Annotated in this window: 12 protein-coding genes; 8 read left to right on the top strand and 4 right to left on the bottom strand. The window is 46.6% G+C overall.

Translation table 11 applies throughout. The features are described from left to right. The first annotated feature begins 32 nt into the window (after positions 1–32). The 3 genes from OM416_RS25305 (at position 33) to OM416_RS25315 (ending at position 2327) form a co-directional block, all read left to right on the top strand. Positions 33–1022: a YhcN/YlaJ family sporulation lipoprotein gene (locus OM416_RS25305; RefSeq protein WP_062837854.1), complete on the top strand. Its 990-nt coding sequence runs from the start codon at positions 33–35 to the stop codon at positions 1020–1022. Positions 1023–1268: 246 nt separating this feature from the next. Next, entirely contained in the window at positions 1269–1493 is a 225-nt protein-coding gene (locus OM416_RS25310) for a helix-turn-helix domain-containing protein (RefSeq protein ID WP_017692532.1), read from the top strand. 303 nt (positions 1494–1796) lie between these two features. After that, positions 1797–2327, top strand: coding sequence for a DUF4303 domain-containing protein (locus OM416_RS25315; RefSeq protein ID WP_264934220.1), 531 nt, complete (start codon positions 1797–1799; stop codon positions 2325–2327). 123 nt (positions 2328–2450) lie between these two features. Here the strand turns inward: OM416_RS25315 and OM416_RS25320 are convergent, their stop codons facing one another. Further along, the gene (locus OM416_RS25320) at positions 2451–2798 is read right to left on the bottom strand and encodes a hypothetical protein (RefSeq protein ID WP_264934221.1); all 348 of its coding nucleotides are present in this window, start codon (positions 2796–2798) and stop codon (positions 2451–2453) included. A 212-nt stretch (positions 2799–3010) separates the two neighbouring features. Here OM416_RS25320 and OM416_RS25325 point away from each other — a divergent pair, with 212 nt between their 5' ends. From OM416_RS25325 to OM416_RS25340, 4 genes are all read left to right on the top strand, one after another. Continuing rightward, a complete protein-coding gene (locus tag OM416_RS25325; RefSeq protein ID WP_264934222.1) occupies positions 3011–3874 on the top strand; it encodes a MurR/RpiR family transcriptional regulator in 864 nt (287 codons plus the stop codon). 3 nt (positions 3875–3877) lie between these two features. Then, entirely contained in the window at positions 3878–4606 is a 729-nt protein-coding gene (gene nagB / locus OM416_RS25330; protein ID WP_264934223.1) for a glucosamine-6-phosphate deaminase, read from the top strand. After that, the gene (gene nagA / locus OM416_RS25335; RefSeq protein ID WP_264934224.1) at positions 4603–5823 is read left to right on the top strand and encodes an N-acetylglucosamine-6-phosphate deacetylase; all 1221 of its coding nucleotides are present in this window, start codon (positions 4603–4605) and stop codon (positions 5821–5823) included. The genes nagB and nagA overlap by 4 nt, the downstream gene beginning before the upstream one ends. Before the next feature lie 164 nt (positions 5824–5987). Further along, the gene (locus OM416_RS25340) at positions 5988–6359 is read left to right on the top strand and encodes a hypothetical protein (protein WP_076333741.1); all 372 of its coding nucleotides are present in this window, start codon (positions 5988–5990) and stop codon (positions 6357–6359) included. A gap of 539 nt (positions 6360–6898) precedes the next feature. Here the strand turns inward: OM416_RS25340 and OM416_RS25345 are convergent. The 3 genes from OM416_RS25345 to OM416_RS25355 all read right to left on the bottom strand — a co-directional run bounded on the left by OM416_RS25345 (position 6899) and on the right by OM416_RS25355 (position 11588). Then, entirely contained in the window at positions 6899–8485 is a 1587-nt protein-coding gene (locus tag OM416_RS25345) for an oleate hydratase (RefSeq protein ID WP_264934225.1), read from the bottom strand. A gap of 155 nt (positions 8486–8640) precedes the next feature. Then, on the bottom strand, positions 8641–9216 hold the full coding sequence (locus tag OM416_RS25350; RefSeq protein ID WP_264934226.1) for a TetR/AcrR family transcriptional regulator: 576 nt from the start codon (positions 9214–9216) through the stop codon (positions 8641–8643). Positions 9217–10232: 1016 nt separating this feature from the next. Then, positions 10233–11588 carry a dipeptidase gene (locus OM416_RS25355; RefSeq protein ID WP_076333733.1) on the bottom strand — a complete coding sequence of 452 codons (1356 nt, stop codon included), beginning with the start codon at positions 11586–11588 and terminating at the stop codon, positions 10233–10235. 240 nt (positions 11589–11828) lie between these two features. On the opposite strand from OM416_RS25355, the gene OM416_RS25360 reads away from it, so the two are divergent. Beyond that, positions 11829–14234, top strand: a complete 2406-nt coding sequence (locus OM416_RS25360) for an AraC family transcriptional regulator (RefSeq protein ID WP_264934227.1) — start codon at positions 11829–11831, stop codon at positions 14232–14234.

Here is a 14234-nt window from a genome sequence, read left to right on the forward strand (position 1 = left end):
ACCAAAACCAACAAACATTGGAGGATGAGTACATGCCAGCAGTCAAAAAGGCAACAGCTATTACGTTATCATTATCTACTGCAATCTTTGTAATGGCCGGTTTGACAGGTTGTGGCACGAATCGGGATACCAACAATATGCATACGCAAAGTGTTCGTCAGCAAGCCAACGGCATTAACCGTTATGGTGTGGAAACGAACGGCATGGACGGCATTCGTGCGAAAAGCTATCGCATGCATAATGTCACTGACCTGAAATCCAGTGAAGAGCTGGCAAAACGCATCACGGAGATGAAGGAAGTCAAATCCGCCCGTGTCATGTTAACGGATCGTAATGCTTATGTGGCAGTTCGTTTGGCAGATGGTCATTCAGGGAAGTTGGATAGTAAGTCTAATGGTCGTACGAGCATGCTGGGTGGGACGATGCGTAATCATGCCAGTGATACCATGCGTGGGGGCAACATGAATCACGATATGGGTGGCATGCGTGTAAATGGTGGAACGGGCACCATGTCTCCGTACAGCACCAGCGGAATTGCGCCAGGACTGAACACGAATTCAGCAACGGATCGCAGTCACATGGGCAATGATCGTGGCATCTATGGCACGATGGGCACAGGCGCGGTTGGCATGATGCGTGGTCTGACGAACAGTGGCAAAGCACGTGGGACGGCAGATGGGCATTATGGTATGAAAAGTGAAGGACAACGTGTAGATAGCTCGGACGATAACACATCAGCTGAGATTAAGGGTAAGATTTCAGCCAAAATCAAGCAGTTTGCACCGAACATCGAGAATGTATATGTATCAGCTAATCCGGATTTTGTGGAGCATGTCGAGAATTATGCCACAGATATTCGTAACGGTAAGCCGGTCAGCGGCATGATCGATACGTTCCAATCGATGGTAGAGCGCATTTTCCCGACGAACGGCACAGATACCAATCACCGTGATGGCATCCTTGACGATGGCCTGATGAACCGTAATCATAACGGTGGTGTCATGAACCGAATGAATCGGTAGTTTTTCAAGACATGAACAAGTGTGCCTTTGCGCGGATGGCAACATCAGCTGCAGGGGCATGTTTGTTTTACATAATCTCAAATATATAGACAACTGCACACGTTCTCTTTGGGACAATGAATCACAGGTTTACTGCCCATTTTTCTTATAAAACTGAACCAACGCCCTTGACCTGACATAAGATGAGTTGACTGTATCCCCTTAACCTTGTTACACCAACACAACCCGAGCAAGGAGGGGTGAACATTGAAGGGTATCGATCATAAAAGCAAATTTTTGTTGACCCACCGTGAACGCGAAGTATTCGAATTACTGGTTCAAGACAAAACAACGCGTGACATCGCAGGGCAGTTATTCATCAGCGAGAAAACGGTGCGTAACCATATTTCGAATGTGATGCAGAAACTCAATGTTAAGGGTCGTTCGCAGGCAGTTGTCGAGCTGATTAAGCTTGGAGAACTGAAGATATAATTGCGAATTGCAGTTAGGATTAAGTAGCAGCATGAAAGCCTTTCTCTATTCTTTGTCATGAAGAATGGGGCAAGGCTTTTTTGCTGTTATTGAGGGAAGATCGGAAACGTAGCATCGCTTGTTTTCGTTATTTTAGTAGACCATAATGATTACATATATGAAGCAGATAAGGCAGTAGGTGAGGCTTGAAAGTGAAACGTTGGTTTGAGCGATAACAGTGATCGAAAGGTTATTCTGTAAACGAAGTGGCAAGTGTAACTATTCGGTATATCAACTTATTTTAATAATGAAAGGATGAGCTAAGTGGACCGCTTTTTAAGTGAATTCGAAGATCAATTTCGAGCGGGCTTTCTACCCGATCTGGAACAAACGCTGGCTCAGGTGCAGCATGAAGAAGTATATGCTTTTGCATTTGGAACGGACAGTGATTGGGTTACCCTGTTTTTGGCGGTGAATACAGAGGAATCTCTGGCTAAGCATATTTCGAGTATGAAAGAGCAAGGGCTGTGTGATAGTGAGGAGGACGAGATCTATTACAGATGGGGCTGCTCCGAATATCAGTATGGCGACGAGACACACTTTAACCATATCAGCCGATTGTTGTATGCAACAGAAGATGTCCAGAAGTATAAGGATGAGATCATTCGAATCATCGCCAAAGTTGTGAATGAGACAGCAGATGACGTTTTCGCCCGATATGGACAAACCAAAGCAGACATTACGTTCTTCGTTTCTCTCACAGATGATGATCTGGCGGAGGAGATTGAAAATCAATCGGTTCATCAAATGACTGTACCCAGCTTAGCCAGCAAATTCTTAAAACGATATAAATGAATTAAAATGAATTGAATCGTTGTACCGCGAAAGTCTTTCCTATTCTTTATCCAAAGAAGGGAAGAGGCTTTTTTTGTTTTAGAGTGAAAAAATAAAATAACTGAATTCATATCACTTTATCACTTATTGATTCCTATTCATTTGAAGGAACGTCCTCCATCTTTTCTTCGAAAATGACTGATAAAAGAGCTGCTCCAATTCCTCGAATTGTGCTTCGTTCAGATGAAGATGGAGCGCTCTTTTCAAAATCTTGGCGGCAGGTTGGGAAGCGGATTTCCTTCCTCCGGCTTTTCGTTTGATCGGAATATGAAATTGCAGCAGATCTTCAAAGTGATTCCAGCCTTCCCAACTCAACCGACCTCCGCGTTTCCAGTCGATAGCATAGAGGGCATAATAGGCATGTCCTCCCGATTGCTTGGTAGCAATAATCCAGATGGAAGGAATGAGCTTTTTCCGTTGTCTTCGATTCATTAGAATTGCGCCCCTCTCGATTTTCAATATAAAGGATACCACTATGTGGAGCAAGGAGATGAGGGTCTACCCACAAGTTCAGCATGAATGAGAAAGTCGTGTGAAATTCCTCTTGATTTGCAGGATCGTCTTGATTAAAATGAAATTATAAAAATGATTTTCTTATTTAATTAAAAATATATAAAAATAATTTTCATAAAAGTGAGGGCCTTATGGCAGCCATATTACGTGCGTTGCAGCAAGAACTGAATAACCTTCCGTCTCAGGAGCGCCGTATTGCGGAAGTCATTATGCAATCTCCATCGGACATTCCCGGCTGGACGATTAGTCATCTGGCAGAGCAGAGTGGCACAAGTGCGGCGACGGTGACCCGCTTTTGCAAGTCGTTTCATTTCAAAGGGTTTCCCGATTTCAAAATGAAGCTCGCCGCAGAATTGTCCCACGCTTCTGAGGAAACGGCGTATCAGGATATTGTCGCGGGCAACCCGCTCTCCAAAATTGTTGAAGCAATCGAAGCCAATCACCTCGCGTCGATTGCAGATACGACCCGTTTACTAGATTTGGGCAGATTGGAGCATGCCGTGCAGTTATTGTGCCAGGCTCGCCGCATTGATCTGTACGGTGTGGCTACCTCGTCGATTGTAACACAGGATTTCTATCAGAAACTGGTGCGGATTGGCAAAAGTTGTACTGCCTTCTCCGACTCACACATGCAGATTACATCCGCCTCTTCGCTTGCTGAGGGAGATGTGGCGATGGCCGTATCCTATTCAGGCGAAACACCAGAGACCATCGATGCCCTGCATTGTGCCAAAGAGGCCGGAGCTTCTACGATTTCACTGACTTCCTATGGAAGTAACACACTCGCAACGGTATCGGATATCCCATTGTTCACCTCTTCTCTGGAAGAAGGCATGAGGCGTGGAGATATGGCTTCACGTATTGCACTGCTGCATGTGGTCGATATTTTGTTCACAGGCATGGTAAGTGCCGACTTCGACCGTTTTATCCCCAGACTGGAACAATCCTATCATAATGTGCAATCTTATCGAGTCCAACACAACGGAGGTGCCTGACAGATGAATATACGAATTTTTGAAAATGAAGAGGACTTGAACGCCACGGGTGCTGGCCTCATTGCCAGCTTGTTGCAAACCAAACCACGGGCTGTACTGGGGCTCGCGACAGGAAGTTCTCCTGTAGGTATATATAAACAGCTTATTACGTTGTACCAGAAGGGGCTGGTTAGCTTCTCACAGGCTTCTTCTTTCAATCTGGATGAGTACGTCGGACTGCCAACAGAGCATCGTGAAAGCTACCGCAGTTTTATGAATGAACAATTATTCCATCATATTGATATGGATATTGCCAGAACGCATGTGCCTGATGGTCAGGCTGCAGATCTGGAACAGGAATGTAATTCCTATGAACAGCGGCTGGACGATCGTGGACCGGTAGATCTTCAACTGCTGGGCATCGGACATAATGGTCATATTGGTTTCAATGAACCGGGAACCGAGCTGACAGGACGAACGCATGTCGTGGATTTGAAAGAAGAGACGAGAAAGGCAAACGCACGCTTCTTCGACAGCATCGATGAAGTTCCGGCTCAGGCGATTACGATGGGTGTTGGTACCATTTTGAAAGCCAAACAGATTCTGCTCATTGCCCGTGGAGAGGAAAAAGCTGAGATTATTCGCGAAGCTTTCATGGGACCAATCACAACGGCCTGTCCTGCATCGCTTTTGCAATGTCATCCGAATGTGGTGGTCTTGCTGGACCGTGCGGCTGGGAGGCTGGTGAGATGACCGAGGTGAATAGCCGTGTTAGCGGGGGCCAGCGTGATGAAAATATTTCTCTTCTTCGGGGCAAGCTGCTCCTTGCAGATGAAATATTGGAAGACGGTGTAATAGCCTGGAGGGATGGGAAAATCCTTTATGCCGGGATACCGGAAGGTCTTCCTGAACGGATTCGGAGCGAGGCTTTGCCGCTGCAAGTACCGGAACGTGGTCTCATTGTGCCTGGATTCATTGATATCCATGTGCATGGTGGGAACGGAGAAGACTTTATGGATGCAAGCCCTGAGGTGTTGGACAAGATCACTTCTTTCCATAGTACGCAAGGCACAACAGCGATGCTTGCGACTTCCATGACGGCTCCAAAAGAGCGTCTGGACAGCGTACTTGCTGAAGTCGACCGCTATCGTTCTAGTGAAATGCCATATGCACAACTTGAGGGTGTACACTTGGAAGGTCCGTTTTTTAGTCCGAAATGGCCTGGAGCGCAAAATCCAGAACACATCATTCTGCCTGATGTTTCTTGGCTCCAAGCATGGGAGAAGCAATATCCCGGTCTGATCCGTCAAGTTACGTTGGCACCGGAACGTGAAGGTGCTCTGGAGGTCATCTCATGGCTACGTGAACAACGGATTACAGCGGCACTCGGTCACACGGATGCGACCTATGAAGAGGTGGAGCGGGCAGTAGAAGCCGGACTGCATCATGCGGTACATACATTCAATGCCATGACACCATTGCATCACCGGTTACCTGGAGCTGCCGGAGCTGTACTGAGTGATCCGCGTATCAGTGCCGAGGTGATTGCCGACGGCATTCACGTGCATCCTGCGGCGATCTCGATCCTGGCTCAGCTGAAGCAACATGATGATCAACTCGTGTTGATCACAGATGCGATGTCTGCTGCGGGACTGGATGACGGGGAGTATAAAATCGGCGACCTGCCCGTAATTGTGAAGCATGGCGAGGCCAGGCTGAAGGACGGCGGCGCACTGGCCGGAAGCACACTGACGATGATTCGCGGTTTCCGTTACCTGGTACAGGAAGTGGGCTTGAGTCTGAACGCTGCATCACGTGCAGCAAGTCTTACTCCGGCACGTCTGTTGGGTATTGATCACCGGACAGGTTCCTTGGCTCAAGGAAAACAGGCAGATATCATTTTGCTAAATGCGGAGCTGGATATTGAGGGTGTGTGGGTGAAGGGCAGACATATCGGCGAGTCATATTAGATTTAGAAAATTAGTATCGTGCTAATAACTCTCATTTGTAATGCATCGGTTTTCGGAGTTAAAACTTGGCTTTTATCTGTGTAGAGGCAACACCTTGCGCAATATGTTAAAATAGATCTCAAAAAGACGGGATCTGCGGATCACGCATAACGGAGGCGTGAAACATGGAACGTAACGCTATGCTCGAACATGATCCGTTCATCACAGTGTTGGCGGAGAAGTTGCACATACACGGATATTATGCCTTTTATGGCGAGCATTACAATGAGACCGATATGGAGCAGTACCGCAAGCATCTGTTCACATCATTCAGCAACATCGTATGGGTAGAGCTGGATGCACGCAAAAAGTATATGATTGTCGATCATCGTGGACGCAACACGGTCATGAAATTGATCGAAGGTATGCTGAACACACGCAGAACGCTGCGGGCGAACCAGGCAATGGCAGGTACGGACACCTCTGGAGTCCAGCAGGAGATCGCACATTTATCCAAGCTTGTGCACATGCTGAAATTTACGACTTTCCGCACATAAGCGATGAGTAACAACGCAAAAATGAAAAGTAACACCAAGAATAATAAGAACAACCACCACAAGAGTATACATGAGTAACTAGGAAGAGTTATAAGTGAAGTTTCAAGAAAGAATGGACTAGGATATCGACAATAACATATCACTGCGATTCCATTCTCATAAGTAGTCTTCTCCGTAAGCCACGGAGCGCTAACGAATCTGTGAAGCCTTATTTCATTGATTTTGCAGTCATAGAAAATGTAACGAATCTCAGACACGCTATTGAGTACAATTTAGCTTTATTCTGCTGCCCAAACATGCTTACAGCGCAAATAAGATGTCTACGATTCGTTAGATTTTCAAACCTGCGAAATTTCGAGTAATAAGGTGTGTGAGGTTCTTTAGACGACAGTTGTGCAATCTCTATGAAAGCTATGTGTTGGGCTTAGATAGTAAATGAGTAAACGAAAGAGAGAGTCCTGTCATCACTGACGGAACTCTCTTTATTTGCTTTATACAACGACTCTTCATTCAACAACACACATTCTCTATATAAGCAGTCATCTAAACGAAGTCACAAAACTGCTGAACAGCGTCCGAACATCATACTGATATTTGTTGATGGGTTCAATCGGACGGTTCTCTCCAAGCAAGGTGTAGACGGCGATCCGTGCTGCCCGGACTGAATATTCTTCGGTGAATACCACGTCATCGGGAATCTCGCAGAATTGGCTGATGAAGGCCAGGTTGGTAGAGCCTTCAGGCACAACCTTTGGTCTGTCGCTGTTCAGTCTAGGCATGAATTGCGCTGTAATGTATGGCATCATGCATGGAATGCAGTTGGCGGTAGCCATGATCTCCTCTTGATGTTCCTGAAAATGAAGATGCCCGATCAACTCCTGCATAATCTCTTCCCCGGAACAGTCGCACATTCTTTTCTTCACGTAATCGCCCACGTTATCCGGGTATAATCCGTATCCCCAGAATACTTTTACATGCTCCGGCTGACCGCGGAAGTGCGGTTGAAAGGCCAGAACAACAGACATGAACCAGCTGGAATCCTTGAAAGTAACCAGAGCCCCGGTACCTGCCCGGTTGCGTGTGAATTTCTCCATCAGATCGAAGAAGACCGAATCATGGAAGGTGACCGTAAACGATTCCCATTTGGACTCATGCACATGATCATTAAAAGAAGAAGGGTTGCCTAGCATCGGTTTCTTGGCGGCAATGTTCTCCCACAGCTTCCATGAGCTGCCCTTGCCATTCAGTTTCGGTGCGGAAGTCATGGAGCCGATATCGGCCCCTTCGGTCATCGAACCGTTTGTGACAATGACGAGATCACCTTCGAGGATGTCAATGACTTCCTCTTCACCTCCCCTGAGCACATGCATCCGACTTACCGTAATGCCCTCGCCGTCTTTGAAATCCAGATCCGTGACGGTACATTTCAGCGTGAAATCTACGCCAAACGGTTCCAGGTAGTGATGCAGTGGCAGGATAATCGAGTCATATTGGTTGAACGGTGTGCGGGTGACACCTTCCAGCGTCTGAATTCTTGGGAATTCGTGAAAAAAGCGGAGCATGTATCTTTTGAATTCCACGGCGCTATGCCAAGGTTGGAAGGCGAAGGTGGTCGCCCACATATACCAGAAGTTTGTTTTGAAAAAGTGAGGGCCAAACCAGTCGTTGATTCGCAATTTACCCAGCGTGTCTTCAGGCGTAATAATCAGTTTTCCCATCGCCAATCGGTCCGCCATATCAAAACCCATGGAGAGTACATCTTCGACCTTGCCGTCACGGTTGATGAGCCGCGCATTGGAATGTGTGGGATTGGCATCGTCAAATTCGGTGATTTCCTGTCGGACAGATATGCCCGGACGGTCGATGGAAGGGATGGAAGCCAGCAACTCCCAGAGATTCTCATAGGCTTCGTCATTGAGCATCCGCCCGCCACGGATGATATATCCTTGATCGGGATTGCCAGCTCCGTCATTGCTGCCGCCGAGAATCGGCATTTCTTCGATAATGTGAATGTGTTCTCCAGGAAAGCCACAATCTCTAACCAGATAAGCTGCACCCGCCAAAGATGCAATGCCGCCGCCTACAAAATAGACCTGTTTATTACCATGTTCTTTCTTCACGATCATTCGCCTCCAAAAGGTACTGTAATCACATCCTTAATGTAAACCTTGCAGGTTCCGTAAGGTATGATTAAAAGAACGGGAGTGTCCAATTTTTGGTCACTTTTGGAAAAGTGTCTAAAAATCAGGCTTAGATCACATGCGAAAAAAGCCGCGCATCCTTAAGTGGATGGCAGCTTATTCTCATACCTGTGCAGTGCCCTCAGGACATTGCCTTCGATCAGTTCATTGAGCTTCTCAATAATCTGTTTTGGTGGTTCTTGCATGTCGCCCCTCATCCACTGAATGATCAGCCCAGTGAAGGCCAGGGTATAGAAGTTGGCGACAAACTCTTTGTCTTCACTGCGGACCTTTATCCCACAGGCCAGCTCATCAATAACACCCATGATCAGATCATGGGTTACTTCATAGAGGTATACATCCAGATGGGTACGCCCAAGTGAGTTGAGTGTGTTGCAGCAGAACGTTTTGTTGTTCTCGATGTAGCAAAAGATTTTATAAAATCCGTCCGTCCATGTGCTGTAGCTTCGGTAATCCGTAAGACTTTCCACCGCTTCAGTCTGATAGATCCACCCAAGCAGCGCGTAAATATCCTGAAAATGATAATAAAAGGTTTGCCGGTTCACTCCGCAATGATCAACCAGATGTTTGACCGTAATCTTGTTCAGTGGAGTATGCTCCATGAGTGATTTAAGCGAGTGAGCCAGCGCATTTTTGGTCAGGTGAGAAGCAGACACAACATTCACCTCATCATTTTGGATTAGCTTGCTGGGGCGCACAGCAGGTTAACACTCATGGCAAAAGTCCCGCCAGCGAAGTCCCGAGTATAAGTAAGTCAAAACGCAGGAATCTCGAAAGACCCTTCCATCCAGAAATACCCCTGTAGCTATCAATCATCTTCTTTACCCGATCCACATCATACTCCATAAGGGTGCATCCTAAATATTAAATATCAATCGCTTCAAACAAATCTATAAAGGCCACCGCTTGTGTTATCACTGTCAAAACCCTTAAAAGTTAGCCGTCTTCCAGAACCAGTCACAATAAAGAGCAACCATGGTAAAAGCCTCAAACCTAGTAAGGAGACGAAATCAATCTAAAAATCGATAAGGTTGCGTATATTATCTCTATAATACTAAACCATTAAAACCGAGACCCCGTCTATAAAATCAGTCATAGAAAGCGCTATAACGCAATGATCGAGAAAAACCAAAAAAAGTGTTCAGAAGCCCATCCTTTTGTGATCTATCACACTAACCCATCAAAGTCAGACCCAATCCTTTAAAGCACCATGATAGAGCTCCAACACAATGATCGATACAAAATTCAAAGAAACGGCCTGTAAGGTCACCATGTTGTTATCTCTAATACGCTAACCCATTTAAAAGTAAGTCTCCATCGTCTCCATTCATAAAAAGCAACCATGAAAAAAACTACAATTTCACCAAAGAAACAAAGAACTAAAGAAATAAAATAAATAACAAAAAAGACGACCCGAAGGCCGTCCTTTGTTCTCCCATTACACTAACCAATCAATAGTTAGGCTCAATCTTAAAATCAGTCTGCGACAAGCTGCAACGTAGTGAAGGGGACGAAATCGATTCTGAAGAAGCGGAGCGTTCGCCTTTATCACCGGATTTCACCTTTGAAAAAGGGAATCAAGGAAATCCGGGGATAACAGCGATCAAAAGAACGATTCGGCCCCGGAACGTCCACTCAGCACGCTCTCATGAACTGGTTTTAAACACGATGATTACAAACTCTTCAGAAATTGAACAATCGTCAACAACCCTTTATCAAAGTTCTCCAGGTTGAAGTGCTCGTTCGGTGCATGCAGGTTCTCATCCGGCAAGCCGAATCCCATCATGACAGCAGGGATTTCGAGTACACGTGAGAGCTTCTCAACAATCGGAATGGAGCCGCCATCTTTGGTAAAGAGGGCACGAACGCCATACACGTGCTCATATGCATCTGCCGCTTTTTGCAGAATTGGATTGGAAGGATCGGTGTTGAAAGCAAAAGCTTTCTCGATCTGTTTCACATGCAGCGTTGCACCTGGTTGAACGTGAGCACGCAGATGTGCTTCGATACGATCCAATACATGTTGTGGATCTTGATCCGCAACGAGGCGGCAGGTAATTTTGGCATGAGCTTCCTTCGGAATAACGGTTTTGCTGCCTTCGCCTTGGAAACCACCCCATACGCCGTTTAGTTCCAATGTTGGACGAGCGCCAACACGTTCTACGAACGAGTAGCCTTCTTCGCCGTACAATTGCTCCAGTCCGAGGTCCTGACGAAGCTGTTCTTCATTGAAGCCTTGTTTCACAAATTCTTCTCTCATCTCAGGAGACAGTGGCAGAACGCCATCGTAGAAACCGTCTACACTCACACGACCTTGCTCATCATGCAGCGAAGCGAGCAGGGACACGAGTGCATGCAGTGCGTTAGGTACACCGCCACCGAATGAACCGGAGTGCAAGTCGGTATTGGCTGTGTTCAGATCTACGTGAAGCGAGCAGAGGCCGCGCAGGCCAGTGGAGATCGCCGGTTTACCTTTTTCAAGCAGGGACGTATCCGAGATCAGTACCATGTCTGCACGCAGCTTGTCCGTATTGTCATTCAGATAGATGGGCAAGTTCGGGCTGGAGATTTCCTCTTCGCCTTCAATGCAGAACTTGATGTTAACAGGCAGTTCTTTGTTTTCGGCGAGAATAGCTTCTACTGCCTTGATATGTAGGAAAATCTGTCCTTTATCATCTGTTGCACCACGGGCAAACAGCTTGCCATCACGAACAGTAGGTTCGAAAGGAGGTGTCTCCCACAGATTAAGCGGATCAACAGGTTGAACATCATAGTGTCCATAGATCAGGGCTGTCGGTTTGCCCGGTGCATGCAGGTGATCTGCATAGACAATCGGGTGTCCCGCTGTTTGAATGACCTCTACGTTTTCCATACCTGCACGTGTGAGTGCATCTGCTGCCCATTGTGCTGCACGATTAACATCCTCTTTATGCTCGGAAATGGCGGAAATACTCGGAATGGACAACCATTCATTCAGTTCTGCCAGGTGTTTTTCTCTATTTTGTTCAAAATAAGTCTGTTCTTTCATTAAAAAGGCCTCCTTCATGTTTGCTTTATCTCATTGTAATCCATTTTGTCATGTTAATAAAACATTGGTTAAAAAAATGATCGGTTACAGATCGTTTCATTCACCTGAGAATTGTGCGTATAATACAAGAAAAGGATTTCATCCATATATTCTCATATGTATTTTTCATTCATCCAACAAGGGGAGTTGAGGAAGTTTCCATGACAGTCAGACCCGATGCAAGCAGGCAGGTGAGCAGCGATGGAACCGACTAGGAGCGATCGAATATTTGGCAGATTCAAGCGTTTATCCGATTTGAAGGCAGGAAGACATAAAGGACGATTTTATCGAAACAGCCTCATGCTTATTTTACTCATTGCCAGCATTCCCGGGCTAATCACAGGTATCATCATGTATCAACAGGTGGTTGGACGGATGGAGACCGAATTCAATCGGATGCATCAGAACCAGATCGAGAACCGGGCACGTAATGTGGATGATCAGCTGGCTTATCTGGAGATGAACTTATCCCATTGGGCTTTTGAGCCGAGGTTTGGCAATGCATTACGTACACTGGATTTTGTGTATTATTTCAATGAAACGCAGGAGATTGTCACTACATTATATGTATTGCAAGGTTCCCACCCGCTGATCAAGTCAGCACAGCTGTATTTGCAGGAGCCGAAGCCGATCTTGTTTAATCGGGATTATACCGAATTGAACGATGAAGCCAAGATACAGGCATATGATCAATACCTCTCCATGGGCAATCACGTGTACTGGACAGACTGGGTTCCCAGCATCAACAGAGATACCGCCCCTTCGACCAACGACAGTCTACTGCATACGGATGCAGGCAATGCACTGGTTCTTGTACATAAGATTCCGGGGGAGAGCATTAATCCATTTGGGGCACTGATTATTACGTTGGATAACGAGAAAGTCGCCAGTTTATTGAAAACGCTTACTCCATACGATGAAGGCTTAACGTTCCTCATGGATCAGGAAGGAAACACACTGGTTACCGGTAATCCGGGAACCGTGGGAGAGAACGCTGCTTTTGAGCAGCAGCTAAAAGAAGAAGTGGCCCTGCATGCGGACAGCCGTTCATTCCTGTTCCGATATGAGGATCAGACCTATTCCGTCTCGTACGGCTCATTGAGTCGAATTGATTCGGACTGGACCTATGTTTCCGCTGCGCCTTTGACATCAGTCACTTCGCCAGTCAAGCTGGTATCCAAAATCATCGTCATTGCGAGTATAGGCAGTCTCATCCTGGGATTAGTGTTATCCTGGTTTGCTTCACGCCGTATCTATTCGCCTGTAGCCCGGATGCTGCATCTCCTTACGCCTGGCCGAAACGAAACAACACCAACCGATGCCAAGCTGGACGAGTTTGAGTTGCTGGAGCAACAGTGGAACGAACTGACCTCCCGCAGTGTCACGGCACATCGCCAGTTGCAGGAGCAGCTTCCTCATCTGCGTGACAGCTTTGTTTTACAACTTGTGCAGGGGCATCTATACGCCTATAACGAGCAGGATCTTCGGCAACGGATGCGTCATCTCGGCTTTGAACTGGAGGGCCAGCAGTTTTTGCTGGTGCAGATGTATTTTACAGGATATGAGCAGCTGCAAGGCAGATTCGGAAGCCAGGACACGGGACTGGTTACTTTTGCAGCAGTGAATATCACTCAGGAAGTCGCCAAAAATGTTTTCAGGCAGATCAGTGTTATGAACTTTCACGACCTGTCTTCAGCCATGCTTGTGATCGCTCCCCAAGATGAACCTGTGAAGTCACAAGCGTTGTTATGGGGACAGGAACTGGTGGAGGTCATTGGACGAACGCTCAAAATGAAGGTGACCTTGATGATCAGCCGCCCAGCGGCTTCACTTCAGGAACTGCCCGGACGATTCGTCGAAATGGAACAGGCCGTGGCTTATCGAAGTGTGGAGGAAGGAAGTCAGATTCTCGATCTGGAGGATGAGGCGTGTTTCCGCAGTAATGAAGCAGCTTCCTATCCGCTCGGGTTGGAACGTGAGTTGCTACAGGCGGTCAGACTGGGCAAACAAGCCGAAGCGGAACGTGTGCTGGAGCAATTCATGAGTGAGATTACGCGGGCAGGAAGTACCGAATTCCAAGTTCAGCAGATGATGCTGCAATTGCTCGGCAGTATTCAGCACATGATGCTGCAAACAGGGGTCACACCTTATAAGCTGTTTGGTGGTAGCAACATGTATGAGCGATTATCCGGAATTCGTGAACCTGTACAGATGAAGCAATGGATGATGAATGAGGTGTTCTTACCTTATATACAAGAGGTTGAGGTACGATCGCAGGAACCGCTGAAACTGGTGGTGGAACGAACGATGTTGTATATCGATACGCATTACCGCAACGACATTTCGCTGGAAAACTGTGCTGACGAGGAGCAAATGACACCCTATGCACTGAGCAAGGCATTCAAACAGGTATCGGGCATCAATTTTATTGATTATTTGACACGTGTGAGAATGGATGCGGCGAAGCAATTGTTACGGGAGACAACGATGAAAATTAATGATGTTGCGGCGGCTGTGGGATATCAGCACAGTTATTTTAATCGGATCTTCAAGAAACAGGAGGGAGTTACGCCGAGTCAATATCGCGATCAATGGTTTGCACAATAA

The sequence above is a fragment of the Paenibacillus sp. LS1 genome, assembly GCF_026013365.1.
In the GTDB taxonomy this organism is placed as follows: Bacteria; Bacillota; Bacilli; order Paenibacillales; family Paenibacillaceae; genus Paenibacillus.

Coding starts and splice junctions, on each gene's coding strand:
- OM416_RS25305 (WP_062837854.1), top strand. CDS start 33: ATGCCAGCAGTCAAAAAGGCAACAGCTATTACGTTATCATTATCTACT.
- OM416_RS25320 (WP_264934221.1), bottom strand. CDS start 2,798: ATGAATCGAAGACAACGGAAAAAGCTCATTCCTTCCATCTGGATTATT.
- OM416_RS25325 (WP_264934222.1), top strand. CDS start 3,011: ATGGCAGCCATATTACGTGCGTTGCAGCAAGAACTGAATAACCTTCCG.
- nagB (WP_264934223.1), top strand. CDS start 3,878: ATGAATATACGAATTTTTGAAAATGAAGAGGACTTGAACGCCACGGGT.
- nagA (WP_264934224.1), top strand. CDS start 4,603: ATGACCGAGGTGAATAGCCGTGTTAGCGGGGGCCAGCGTGATGAAAAT.
- OM416_RS25340 (WP_076333741.1), top strand. CDS start 5,988: ATGGAACGTAACGCTATGCTCGAACATGATCCGTTCATCACAGTGTTG.
- OM416_RS25345 (WP_264934225.1), bottom strand. CDS start 8,485: ATGATCGTGAAGAAAGAACATGGTAATAAACAGGTCTATTTTGTAGGC.
- OM416_RS25355 (WP_076333733.1), bottom strand. CDS start 11,588: ATGAAAGAACAGACTTATTTTGAACAAAATAGAGAAAAACACCTGGCA.
- OM416_RS25360 (WP_264934227.1), top strand. CDS start 11,829: ATGGAACCGACTAGGAGCGATCGAATATTTGGCAGATTCAAGCGTTTA.